Source organism: Bacillus sp. MD-5, assembly GCF_002201875.1.
In the GTDB taxonomy this organism is placed as follows: domain Bacteria; phylum Bacillota; class Bacilli; order Bacillales; family Bacillaceae; genus Bacillus; species Bacillus stercoris.
On record NZ_CP021911.1, the window covers coordinates 1418022 to 1429404 of the forward strand.

14 protein-coding genes are annotated in these 11383 nt (G+C 43.3%); 10 read left to right on the top strand and 4 right to left on the bottom strand.

All coding sequences use genetic code 11. The features are described 5' to 3' along the window. Positions 1–6: 6 nt before the first annotated feature. The gene (gene spoVV / locus CDO84_RS07150; protein ID WP_040083231.1) at positions 7–1233 is read right to left on the bottom strand and encodes a dipicolinic acid transporter SpoVV; all 1227 of its coding nucleotides are present in this window, start codon (positions 1231–1233) and stop codon (positions 7–9) included. A gap of 180 nt (positions 1234–1413) precedes the next feature. Between spoVV and CDO84_RS07155 the strand changes: the two genes are divergently transcribed. Both CDO84_RS07155 and ddcP read left to right on the top strand, forming a co-directional pair. Next, the gene (locus tag CDO84_RS07155; RefSeq protein WP_040083230.1) at positions 1414–2196 is read left to right on the top strand and encodes a patatin family protein; all 783 of its coding nucleotides are present in this window, start codon (positions 1414–1416) and stop codon (positions 2194–2196) included. A gap of 1 nt (position 2197) precedes the next feature. Next, positions 2198–3223 carry a protease DdcP gene (ddcP, locus tag CDO84_RS07160; protein ID WP_040083229.1) on the top strand — a complete coding sequence of 342 codons (1026 nt, stop codon included), beginning with the start codon at positions 2198–2200 and terminating at the stop codon, positions 3221–3223. Between the two features lie 16 nt (positions 3224–3239). On the opposite strand, the gene CDO84_RS07165 is transcribed toward ddcP, so the two are convergent. Together CDO84_RS07165 and CDO84_RS07170 are read right to left on the bottom strand one after the other, a co-directional pair. After that, positions 3240–4487 carry a nucleotidyltransferase gene (locus CDO84_RS07165; protein WP_040083228.1) on the bottom strand — a complete coding sequence of 416 codons (1248 nt, stop codon included), beginning with the start codon at positions 4485–4487 and terminating at the stop codon, positions 3240–3242. Beyond that, positions 4484–4669 (bottom strand): hypothetical protein, encoded by a 186-nt coding sequence (locus CDO84_RS07170; RefSeq protein WP_040083227.1) that lies wholly within the window; start codon positions 4667–4669, stop codon positions 4484–4486. The genes CDO84_RS07165 and CDO84_RS07170 overlap by 4 nt, the downstream gene beginning before the upstream one ends. A gap of 27 nt (positions 4670–4696) precedes the next feature. On the opposite strand from CDO84_RS07170, the gene CDO84_RS07175 reads away from it, so the two are divergent. The 3 genes from CDO84_RS07175 to gerR all read left to right on the top strand — a co-directional run bounded on the left by CDO84_RS07175 (position 4697) and on the right by gerR (position 6143). Next, positions 4697–5215, top strand: a complete 519-nt coding sequence (locus CDO84_RS07175) for a YceD family protein (RefSeq protein ID WP_040083226.1) — start codon at positions 4697–4699, stop codon at positions 5213–5215. 21 nt (positions 5216–5236) lie between these two features. Beyond that, positions 5237–5416, top strand: coding sequence for a 50S ribosomal protein L32 (rpmF, locus tag CDO84_RS07180; RefSeq protein WP_003154457.1), 180 nt, complete (start codon positions 5237–5239; stop codon positions 5414–5416). Positions 5417–5561: 145 nt separating this feature from the next. After that, on the top strand, positions 5562–6143 hold the full coding sequence (gene gerR / locus CDO84_RS07185) for a sporulation-specific transcriptional regulator GerR (RefSeq protein ID WP_040083225.1): 582 nt from the start codon (positions 5562–5564) through the stop codon (positions 6141–6143). A 56-nt stretch (positions 6144–6199) separates the two neighbouring features. Here gerR and CDO84_RS07190 read toward each other — a convergent pair whose 3' ends face one another. Then, complete coding sequence (locus tag CDO84_RS07190; protein WP_040083224.1) at positions 6200–6682, bottom strand: N-acetyltransferase; 483 nt, start codon at positions 6680–6682, stop codon at positions 6200–6202. Between the two features lie 161 nt (positions 6683–6843). Here CDO84_RS07190 and CDO84_RS07195 point away from each other — a divergent pair, with 161 nt between their 5' ends. From CDO84_RS07195 to ftsL, 5 genes are all read left to right on the top strand, one after another. Beyond that, complete coding sequence (locus tag CDO84_RS07195; RefSeq protein ID WP_040083223.1) at positions 6844–7737, top strand: 2-dehydropantoate 2-reductase; 894 nt, start codon at positions 6844–6846, stop codon at positions 7735–7737. A 70-nt stretch (positions 7738–7807) separates the two neighbouring features. Then, positions 7808–9427, top strand: a complete 1620-nt coding sequence (gene bshC / locus CDO84_RS07200; protein ID WP_040083222.1) for a bacillithiol biosynthesis cysteine-adding enzyme BshC — start codon at positions 7808–7810, stop codon at positions 9425–9427. A gap of 125 nt (positions 9428–9552) precedes the next feature. After that, positions 9553–9984: a division/cell wall cluster transcriptional repressor MraZ gene (mraZ, locus tag CDO84_RS07205; RefSeq protein WP_003221402.1), complete on the top strand. Its 432-nt coding sequence runs from the start codon at positions 9553–9555 to the stop codon at positions 9982–9984. 69 nt (positions 9985–10053) lie between these two features. Further along, on the top strand, positions 10054–10989 hold the full coding sequence (rsmH, locus tag CDO84_RS07210; protein WP_014663880.1) for a 16S rRNA (cytosine(1402)-N(4))-methyltransferase RsmH: 936 nt from the start codon (positions 10054–10056) through the stop codon (positions 10987–10989). 39 nt (positions 10990–11028) lie between these two features. Then, positions 11029–11382, top strand: a complete 354-nt coding sequence (ftsL, locus tag CDO84_RS07215; RefSeq protein WP_040083221.1) for a cell division protein FtsL — start codon at positions 11029–11031, stop codon at positions 11380–11382. Position 11383 lies beyond the last annotated feature (1 nt).

Sequence of the window (11383 nt, forward strand, 5' to 3'; positions counted from 1 at the left end):
TTTGACTCATCCTTTTTTTGTGCCGTTTGTCAGTCTGTAAGAAAAAATGATAATGTACGTAAACAGCGCGCATAGTGTGACAGCAGGTCCGATCTGCACAAGCAGATTCCAGCCGTTTATAAATGCAGCTGGCATGTCACTGCTCTTAAAAGATTTAAATACATACTGATAAGGATCATGCCACGCCGTGTAAAGCGGTTTCCATAAAAGCATGACGAAGACAGCGGCATAAACGCCCTGCAGCAACCGTGCGATAAAGAATGGTTTAAATCTAATGTCGGTTTCCGATAAAATACCTGCCACTTGAGCTTGTACGGAAAAGCCGCTAAACCCGAGAATAAAGCTGACGATAATCGCTTTTTGCAGAAGAGAAACATCTGTCTCGCTGACAAGCTTGCTGCCTAACGTGATTTCAAACATCCCCGATAAAAGCGGAATGTCCAATTGAGCCGGAAGCTGAAACAAAGTCAGCGCGCCTTTTGTGAAAACAGACAAAACATCAGTCAGCTGAACCACGGACAACAGCCGATTGAAGACAGAAAATAAAATAATAAAGCCGCCTACCATAAGAAGCGTTTGAACAGAAGACGTCACGGCGTCGCCTAAAATTTTGCCCAAAGGCCGTTTTTCCGCAAGTCTGGCGGTATGAAGGGCGTGTAACGCATCTTTGATCGAAGGAAAGGGTATCGTTTTCTTTCTTCTGAGATGCTGCTCTTCCTTGCGGCCGTAGGAACGCATCGTTAATCCAACAGCCAGATTCCCTAAATAGTGTGCAGAAGCCAATAAAATGCCTAGTGACGCATTTTGAAAGAAACCGACAGCAACAGCGCCGAAAATAAAGAGCGGGTTTGAAGAATTGGTAAACGACGCAAGCCGTTCTGCCTCTACTCTTGAAATTTGTTTTTCCTGCCGCAGACGGGCAGTGAGTTTTGCTCCCGCTGGGTTTCCTGATGCCATTCCCATAGCAAGAACGAAGCCGCCGACACCCGGCACGCGAAAGATCGGCCGCATAAAAGGCTCAAGCAAAACACCGACAAACCGTACAATGCCAAAGCCGATTAAGAGTTCGGACAGAATAAAAAATGGCAGCAATGACGGAAACACAACCTCCCACCACATAGAAAGCCCGGTTTTAGAGGCTTCGAATGAGGCCTGTGGATGTGAGATGACAGTCGCTGTTAAAAAAAGAAAAAACGAGGCAATCAAAAGTGTATTGATCTTCGACAAGTTCATTCTTACCTCCCCGATGCTAAAAATGCCCAATGACATGTATATCATGATAAAATAATGTATGACATGAAACGGCCAAGCAGTACCTGTCCTCTTGATTCTTTGTACTAATATACGAGCATAGGGGTTCAGTTTAGACCATAGAATTCGGTATACAGGGAATTCAGGCAGGAGGTTAACGCTTTGGCCAAACCTAAAATCGGGTTAGCGTTAGGATCGGGAGGGGCCAGAGGGCTTGCTCATCTCGGTGTGCTTTCCAGTTTACATAAGCATCAAATTCATGTGGATATGATTGCAGGAAGCAGCATGGGCGCTTTGGTGGGCAGTTTTTATGCCGCCGGCCATGACGTGGCAACGATGAAAAAAGTAGCCAAAGCCTTTAAACGGAGGCTTTATGCTGATTATACGGTGCCGAAGCTCGGTTTTCTAAAAGGTGACCGTGTCAGACAGCTTGTGCATGCTTATACATTCGGAAAACCGATTGAAGAGCTCCAAATTCCGCTGGGCATTGTTGCATGTGATTTACAGACGGGAGAAAAGATTGTGTTCCGCAAAGGATCAGTGTCAGATGCAGTGAGGGCCAGCATCAGCATACCGGGTATCTTTATTCCGCAGAGGCTGGACGGACGCCTTCTTGTAGACGGCGCGGTCGTCGATCGAATTCCGGTTTCTGTTGTAAAAGACATGGGAGCTGATATTATCATCGCTTCGGATGTTTCCAGGGTTCGAAAAACTGAAACAGCAGTGCATATTTTTGATGTGATTATGCAAAGTATGGATATCCTGCAAAATGAATTGGTGCGGCATCAAACGATTGCCGCAGATATCATGATTCGCCCTTCTCTTGAAACATACAGCTCAAGCTCGTTTGCCAATATTGAAGAAATGATATCGGCAGGCGAAGTGGCGACAAACCGAATGATCAGCAAGATAAGAAAAGAAATAGAGAATTGGGAGGGCTCATAATTTGCTACGTAAAAAACATTTTAGCTGGATGCTCGTCATCCTCATACTGATCGCCGTTTTATCATTTATAAAACTTCCATACTATATTACAAAACCGGGAGAAGCGACAGAGCTTGCTCCATTGATAAAAGTGGAGGGAGGCTACCCGGAAAAAGGAAGCTTGTCCTTAATGACTGTCAAAGTGGGACCGGCTAATCCGTTTACATATGTGTGGGCAAAGATGCACCCTTATTATGAAATTGTTCCTGATGAGAGCATTAAGGAAGAAGGCGAGTCAGATAAGGAGTATATGAAAAGGCAGCTCCAAATGATGAAAAGCTCGCAAGAAAACGCGGTTATAGCCGCCTATCAAAAAGCAGGAAAAAAAGTCAGCTATTCCTTTAACGGCATATATGCAAGCTCAGTTGTAGAAAACATGCCGGCAAAAGGGAAAATAGAGGTCGGTGATAAAATCATCAGTGCAGACAGCAAAAACTATCAGTCAGCTGAAAAGCTGATTGATTATATCAGCAGCAAAAACGCAGGCGATAAAGTGACGTTAAAGATCGAAAGAGAAGAAAAAGAAAAGCGTGTCACTCTTACGTTAAAACAATTCCCTGATGAGCCGCAACGGGCTGGGATCGGTGTTTCACTTTATACGGACAGAAACGTCAAAGTGGAGCCGGATATTGATTTTGAAATCGAGAATATCGGCGGCCCGTCGGCAGGGTTAATGATGTCTCTTGAAATCTATAATCAGCTGACAAAAACAGACGAAACAAAAGGTTATGATATTGCGGGAACAGGTACCATCGATGTTGACGGAAAAGTAGGCCCGATTGGCGGAATTGATCAAAAAGTCGTCGCCGCAGACAAAGCCGGAAAAGACATTTTCTTCGCGCCAAATCAAAACGGCGCCAGCAATTCCGATTATGAAAATGCTGTAAAAACAGCAAAAGATATTGATTCAGATATGAAGATTGTGCCTGTTGATACCATGCAGGATGCGATTGACTATTTGAATAAGCTGAAAGCGAAAAGCACCTGATTCTCAGGTGCTTTTTCTATACATTTAAAAAGTGTTGTCCATCTTCGTCATAGCGAATCGGTGCATGTCCGTATTCCTGCAGGTCAAACTCGGTTCTCAGCGGCTCTTCTATCGGCAGGCTGTAAATTCTGCTTGCTTTTATGTCCAGATCGAGAGCTGGATGAGAGAAAGAGGACAGTTTGCTGACAAGCGGAACAGAAAGTGTCTTTTTCTTTTCGGATAAATAAGCCTGTCCTTTTTTCGTCATGCCGAGAAGCCTGGTATATGGCACCTTATCGTCGTCAAGCAGCTTTTTTATATCCTGTTTTTTTGTTCTGGTTAAAATGTGCGTATTCATCCGCTGGAGCCTTGTCCATGTATAACGTTTCGTTTTCAGCAGCTCCATATATTCCAGATAGGAGCTGGCTTTCCTGATCGAACGAAGAATTCTGTGCTCTAAACCTTCCTCCACCTCGTATATTTGCTGTAATTCCTGTGCTGTTACTGTTGAAAGGCTGTATTTTAAGTAAGAAAAGTAGCTCTCAGGTGTATGCCACAATCCGAAAGATTTGCGGTAAGCTGCTAATTCTCGTGCAGATGCAGCAGGGAGAAAACGAAGGCAGGCTTCGAGACTCTGGCCAGTCATCGCTTTTCTAATGCTTGTGGCGCTTGCGATAGGGTTTTCGCCTTCAGGGAGATCGGCATCATGATAGTCCGAAGAGATGCGTGCCGTGGTATAAGGTTTCATAGGATATCCCCCGGTTAGAATCGAAGTCACATACTGGTATCCCAAAATGTTATTTGGTTTTGACAAGTCAAGTGCACTTTCGGAATGCAAAATGGAGCTGAAGGCGCTAGCCGCCGCTGCTGGATAACTCGTCCCCGTTTTAAGTTCTTCTTTAATTCGGTCATCAAATGTATGTTTATGCTCATTAATAAGCTGTGCTGTTTCTAAAAACGGCTTGATATCCCCATTCTCACTCCCGAAAAACAACGCCTCACATTCAATTTCGTTTAGGATGGAAACACTGCCGCGTGCAAAAATGTCCGCTTTTTGCACGGCATAAAGATAAGGCAGCTCAATAACAAGATCAACTCCGCTTTGCAGCGCCATTTTTGTTCGGGCCCATTTTGACACAACAGCCGGTTCCCCACGCTGTAAAAAATGCCCGCTCATCACCGCGACAGCCGTGTCGCATCCGGTTTGCCGCTTTGCTGTTTGGGCATGATAAAGGTGACCGTTATGAAAGGGATTATATTCAACCACCAATCCGACAGCATTCATATTTTTTCCGCCTTTCTTGCTATGTTTAAAAACGTATGGTACATTTGCAAATGAAAACTCTTACGCCTTATTTTTGTTTTAAGTGTATGCATAGCATATTCCGCTGTCAACGATGCTTGGATGGCAGCATTATGCTGTAAAGAAAAAATATTGACAAAAACAATCTTAAAAGCTATAATCATGTTTGTTGCTTTCCTGAGGTGATACAAATGAAATGGACGATTTATCAGCTGCATCAAATGCCAAAACAAAGTTTTGAATTTGATGAAACAGTTGAGTTAAATGAGCTGACAAAGCTGAATTCTGACATTCGCCGCATTTCTCCCGTCCGGGTGAAGGGCAGAGCGGATATCAAATCCAAACAGGTTTCGTTTGATTTTACAATTTCAGGCGAAATGATTTTGCCATGCTCAAGAACACTCGTTGATGTCCCGTATCCATTTGAAATTTCAACAAAAGAACTGTTTATATTTCATCACACGGATGATATAGAAGATTTTGACGTTCACATTGTTGAGGACGATACTATCGACTTAACTCCGATCGTGAAAGAAGAAATTCTTTTAGAAATCCCTATGCAAATCTTTTGTGAATCTGAACAAGAAAAAGGAGCTGCTCCTCAAGAAGGAAAGGACTGGCAAGTCATTTCGGAAGAAGACAAGAAGAAACAAGTTGATCCGAGACTTGCAGCCCTCGAAAAGCTCTTAAAACAAGATGATGAATCTTAACTCTTTAAGGAGGTGGGAATAATGGCTGTACCTTTTAGAAGAACTTCTAAAATGAAGAAAAGATTGCGCCGTACACATTTCAAACTTAATGTACCTGGTATGACAGAATGTCCGTCATGCGGAGAGATGAAGTTGTCTCACCGTGTATGCAAAGCATGCGGATCATACAACGGCAAAGACATAAATGTAAAAAGTAACTAATGAGAAAAGCGCGGGGTGAAAGCCCTGCGCTTTTTCTTTTTCTCTTCCTGTCAGCTTGCGGAAAATTTGTGAGTGCAAATAGTCTATCTAATCTATTACCGGCATATGTATGAGATAAATAAGCTGACATGGAGGGAGATTGAATTTGACCATTACAAGACAAGATGCTTGGACTCAGGATGAGGATTTGCTGCTGGCAGAAGTGGTGCTTCGTCATATTCGAGAGGGAGGAACACAGCTTTCCGCCTTTGAGGAGGTAGGAAGGGCGCTGACCAGAACTGCGGCAGCCTGCGGTTTCAGGTGGAACTCGTATGTAAGAAAACAATACCAGTCAGGTATAGAGCTTGCGAAAAAGCAGAGGAAAGAACTGAGAAAGCAAATCGGCGTTCATTCGGTCAATATGCCGAATTCCGTGAAGCAGACTGCCTCGGCATCGTCAGAAGGAAAACGAGACTTGTCCATTCAGGATGTCATTCGATTTCTCGAACAATTTAAAGAAGCACCTTCTGCACAAGAATTTCAGCTCGAAAGAGAAAAATTGAAGGAGCAAATCCAATCCCTGCAAAAAGAGCTTGAGGATTTGCGGAATGAAAATCAAACATTGCGGAATCAGCTAGAGATGACAGAAGAGGATTACAAGGCACTGATCGACATTATGGATCGGGCCAGAAAAATGGTTGTATCCAAGGAAGACGGAAGAATGAAAAAAGCGGCTCAAGAAACGTAAAGAAACGCTTGAAATGAACCGGCCCTATAGGAAGAATAGGCCGGTTGTTTTTATGTCTATGCGGACTCTCCCGGTGTCATTTCGCGATCCATATCAGGATGCCAGATGAGCGGGTTTTCCCCTTTGTCCCGCGCCATATCATATTTAACAGTCTTAAAGTTCATTTTGTTCCAAAATTCTGCTGATTTCATTCGCGGATTTGTCCGGATTGGCATTTTGAATGATTTTGCAAATTCAACCAAGGCTCTCCCATATCCCCTGTTCTGGTAGCCTGGAAGAACCTCAAGCTTCCACAGCTCCAAATAATCCTGGCGATTGTCAAAATAGGGATTCGATTTGCCGTTAACTTGATACAGACTCATTCGTGCTACAAGTTTATCGCCGAAATAAATCCCGTAAAAAGGCGAAGTGCTGTCATTTTCAATAATATTATCCTGAAGATCTTCAAGCATTGAAAGCTCCTGAATGCCGTATTCTTTAAATTTCTTGAATTCTTCCAGCGTTTTATAGTTGATAAGCAGACGTTCTACCTTTGTCAAACCAATCTCCCCCTTTGTTGTTTCTATATATATATTGTAAACGCTTTATTTAAAAAATCCAAATATTTAAACTTTAATTTTAAGCACATGGGATCTTTGAGAAGTAATTTCTTCATACTTCTGCTATGATAATACGTAAAAGCTAAATTGGGTGTGACATCATGAAAATTGGAATTATCGGCGGAGGCTCCGTCGGTCTTTTATGCGCCTATTATTTGTCACTTGATCACGACGTGACTGTTGTGACGAGGCGGCAGGAACAGGCTACGGCCATTCAGTCTGAAGGAATCCGGCTTTATAAAGGCGGGGAGGAATTCAGCGCTGGTTGCAGTGCAGACACGCGTATCAATTCGGATTTCGATCTGCTTGTCGTGACAGTGAAGCAGCATCAGCTTCAGTCTGTTTTTCCGTCGCTTGAACGGATCGGAAAAACGAATATATTATTTTTGCAAAACGGCATGGGGCATATCCACAACCTAAAAGACTGGCACGTTGGCCACTCTATTTATGTTGGAATCGTTGAGCACGGGGCTGTAAGAAAATCGGATACAGCTGTTGATCATACAGGCTTAGGTGCGATAAAATGGAGCGCGTTCGATGCTGAACCAGATCGGCTGAACATCTTGTTTAAGCATAACCACTCGGATTTTCCGATTTGTTATGAGACGGATTGGTACCGTCTGCTAACGGGCAAGCTGATTGTAAATGCGTGTATTAATCCTTTAACTGCGTTATTGCAGGTGAAAAATGGAGACCTGCTGACAACGCCAGCTTATCTGGCTTTTATGAAGCTGGTATTTCAGGAGGCGTGCCGCATATTAAGGCTTGAAAACGAAGAAGAGGCTTGGGAGCGGGTTCAGGCCGTTTGCAGACTAACGAAAGAAAATCGCTCTTCAATGCTGGTTGACGTCATTGAAGGCCGGCAAACGGAAGCTGACGCCATCATCGGATACTTATTGAAGGAAGCAAGTCTTCACGGAATTGATGCCGTCCATCTAGCGTTTTTATACGGCAGCATCAAAGCATTGGAGCGAAATACAAACAAAGTCTTTTGAGCTTTTTCGGTAACATGCTATACTCATTTCGGATAACTAACTATTTATTGGAGAAAGGAAGTTCTAGAAGATGCAGCTAACTGAACTTTCCATCAAAAATCAGAATGTGTTTGTACAGCACTATATAGATGGCAAAGAAGAAATGTCTTCTTTTTTTGATTACAGCATTCATCATAAGGACATGTGGCGTGAAAGACTGCAAGACTTATCCTCCCGGTTTTTCGCGAGAGAGGAATTGGCGGCGTACTTATCCTCGTACCATAATAAATTCGGTTCAAGTGCGATGCAGTCCGCTATTGAGAAGCTGAAGGACCCGTCAAGTGCCGCTGTAGTCGGCGGACAGCAGGCAGGACTTTTAACAGGGCCGCTTTACACCATACATAAAATCATTTCAATCATTGTTTTAGCAAAGCAACAAGAAAAGGAACTGCAAGTGCCTGTCATACCGATCTTCTGGGTGGCCGGAGAAGACCACGATTTGGATGAGATTAATTTTGTTCATATTTCTGAAGAGAATGGTCCTGTGAAAAAAAAGCTGTCTCAGTCATATTGGAAGAAGTCATCAGCAGCGAGCACAACGCTTGACCAGGAAAAGTGTTCCGCGTGGATAGATGATGTGTTTGCCGCTTTTGAAGAAACAGACCACACGAATTCACTTCTTGACAATGTGAAACGATGTTTACGAGAATCTGTTACGTTTACTGACTTCTTTGAGCTGCTGATCGCGGATCTGTTCCAAGAGGAGGGCTTAGTTTTATTAAATTCTGGAGATCCTGGGATTAAAAAGCTGGAAACGGCCATGTTCCAAAAGATTCTTCGAGAAAATGATGAACTCGCCCGCGCTGTATCAGATCAGCAGGCCTTCATGCGCCAAGCAGGCTACAAACCGATTATCGAGTCCGGAAAAGAGCAAGCGAATCTGTTTTATGAATATGAAGAAGAACGTTTTTTAATTGAAAAAGATAACGGCCGATTTGTTGTCAAAGAGCTTGATCTAGGATGGACGATGGATGAACTTCATACGCATATGGAAGAACATCCGGAGCGCTTCAGCAACAATGTTGTAACGAGACCTTTAATGCAGGAATTTCTCATTCCGACTTTAGCATTTATTGCAGGGCCCGGTGAAATCAACTATTGGGGTGAACTCAAACAAGCTTTTGCGGTGATGGGCTTCAAAATGCCTCCTGTCATGCCAAGGCTGAACATTACGATACTTGAGCGGCATATTGAGAAAAAACTGGCTGAACGGAATATCTCGTTACAAGATGCGATTGAGCGCGGTACGGAGAATCAAAGAGAGACATACTTCGAGCGCCAGATTCCGGAAGAGTTTACGGCGGTGATGGATCAAGCGAGAAGCCAAATTGAAGCGATTCACAAAACGGTCCGGCAGGAGGCGTTAAAGGTCGATCAAAGCATGGAACCTTTACTCCTGAAAAATGCCGCTTTTATTCAGGATCAGCTTCAATTCTTAGAGCGCACGGTGACGAAGCGAATTGAAGAAAAAGAAGGCTACGTTTTGAAGGATTATGAGAGAATTCAAAATAGCATTAAGCCGCTTCTTGCACCGCAAGAACGGATTTGGAATATCATGTATTATTTGAACAGGTACGGTCCAAAATTCTTCATGACATTCAAGAATCTGCCATTTTCTTTTCAAAATCAACATCAAGTTGTCAAACTTTGAAATAAAGTTTTAAAGAACCCTGAATAGTTCAGGGTTTTTTTTTATGGGTAAACAGTGTAAAATGAAGTTGTGGAGCGAAGTGGTGAATAGTGGTGAGTTAAGGAGAGAAAGTGGGGCAAGAGATCATGTTTATGGGTGAATATCAGCATACCATCGATGCGAAAGGCCGCATGATCGTACCCGCTAAATTTAGAGAAGGCCTAGGTGAGCAATTTGTGCTGACCAGAGGGCTTGACCAATGTCTCTTCGGCTACCCTATGCACGAATGGAAACAAATTGAAGAAAAACTGAAAGCTCTTCCTCTCACAAAGAAAGATGCCCGCGCGTTTACCCGTTTCTTCTTTTCAGGGGCGACCGAATGCGAACTGGACAAGCAAGGCAGGGTAAATATTGCATCATCTCTATTGAATTACGCCAAACTGGAAAAAGAATGTGTTGTTATCGGGGTTTCTAATCGAATTGAATTGTGGAGTAAAGTAATTTGGGAACAATACACAGAAGAGCAAGAAGATTCATTTGCTGAAATTGCTGAAAACATGATTGGGTTTGATATATAATGATTCTTCGTGTATAACACTCTAAAAACAATTTCAATTCATCCTGATAAAAGGTGGGACCAACACAAAATGTTTCAACACAAGACAGTACTTCTTCGTGAAACCGTAGACGGACTCAATATTAAACCGGACGGTACATATGTAGACTGCACACTCGGCGGAGCTGGGCACAGTACATACTTATTGCAGCAGTTATCCGAGAAGGGGCGTTTAATCGCTTTTGACCAAGATGATATGGCATTACAGCATGCGAAAGAAGCGTTGTCCGATTATAAAGGGCAGCTTATTCTGATTAAAAGCAATTTCAGGTATTTAAAAGAATGTTTGAATGAACAAGGTATTACAGAAGTAGACGGTATTTTATTTGATTTAGGGGTGTCCTCTCCGCAGCTGGATACACCGGAGCGCGGATTCAGTTACCATCATGACGCACCGTTGGACATGAGGATGGACCAGTCGGCTACGCTTACGGCGAAAGAAGTCGTTAATGAGTGGCGCTATGAGGATCTCGTCCGTATTTTCTTTAAATACGGAGAAGAGAAGTTCAGTAAACAGATCGCCAGAAAAATTGAGGAGGCAAGAATGAAGTCTCCTATTCAAACTACGGGCCAACTGGTCGATCTAATAAAAGACGCGATTCCCGCTCCAGCGAGAAGGAGCGGGGGACATCCCGCTAAACGCGTGTTTCAGGCAATAAGAATTGCCGTAAACGATGAACTTAGGGTGTTTGAAGAAGCTTTGGAGCAGGCAATTGAGGTTCTGAAGCCAGGGGGCAGGGTATCAGTCATTACCTTCCACTCGCTAGAAGACAGAATTTGCAAAACCACTTTTAAAGAAAAGTCGTCGCTTCCGGAACTTCCTCCGGGTCTTCCTGTTATACCGGAAGAGTTTGAGCCGGAGCTAAAGCTCATCACAAGAAAACCGATTACGGCATCTCAAGAAGAGCTTGAAGAGAACAACAGGGCCCGTTCTGCCAAGCTTCGGATTGCTGAAAAAAGAAAATAACGAAACGCGAATGCAAAATTAAAAGGAGGTCATCAGCCTATGAGCAATTTAGCTTACCAACCAGAGAAACAGCAGCGGCATGCGATCAATCCTGAGAAAAAAGTGATTGTCAAAAAAAGGGCTTCCATTACTCTCGGAGAAAAAGTGCTTCTTGTCCTCTTTGCTGCGGCGGTGCTCAGCGTATCGCTTTTGATCGTATCGAAGGCATATGCGGCATATCAAACCAATATTGAGGTGCAAAAGCTTGAGGAGCAAATTTCATCCGAAAATAAGCAAATTGGTGACCTCGAAAAAAGCGTTGCTGATTTAAGCAAACCGCAGCGTATTATGGACATTGCGAAAAAGAACGGCTTGAATTTAAAAGATAAAAAAGTGAAAAACATACAGGAATGAT

Bases quoted from the DNA above. Each gene is read 5' to 3' on its own strand.
- spoVV (WP_040083231.1), bottom strand. From the start codon at position 1,233: ATGAACTTGTCGAAGATCAATACACTTTTGATTGCCTCGTTTTTTCTT.
- CDO84_RS07165 (WP_040083228.1), bottom strand. From the start codon at position 4,487: ATGAATGCTGTCGGATTGGTGGTTGAATATAATCCCTTTCATAACGGT.
- CDO84_RS07170 (WP_040083227.1), bottom strand. From the start codon at position 4,669: ATGATTATAGCTTTTAAGATTGTTTTTGTCAATATTTTTTCTTTACAG.
- CDO84_RS07175 (WP_040083226.1), top strand. From the start codon at position 4,697: ATGAAATGGACGATTTATCAGCTGCATCAAATGCCAAAACAAAGTTTT.
- rpmF (WP_003154457.1), top strand. From the start codon at position 5,237: ATGGCTGTACCTTTTAGAAGAACTTCTAAAATGAAGAAAAGATTGCGC.
- CDO84_RS07195 (WP_040083223.1), top strand. From the start codon at position 6,844: ATGAAAATTGGAATTATCGGCGGAGGCTCCGTCGGTCTTTTATGCGCC.
- bshC (WP_040083222.1), top strand. From the start codon at position 7,808: ATGCAGCTAACTGAACTTTCCATCAAAAATCAGAATGTGTTTGTACAG.
- mraZ (WP_003221402.1), top strand. From the start codon at position 9,553: ATGTTTATGGGTGAATATCAGCATACCATCGATGCGAAAGGCCGCATG.
- rsmH (WP_014663880.1), top strand. From the start codon at position 10,054: ATGTTTCAACACAAGACAGTACTTCTTCGTGAAACCGTAGACGGACTC.
- ftsL (WP_040083221.1), top strand. From the start codon at position 11,029: ATGAGCAATTTAGCTTACCAACCAGAGAAACAGCAGCGGCATGCGATC.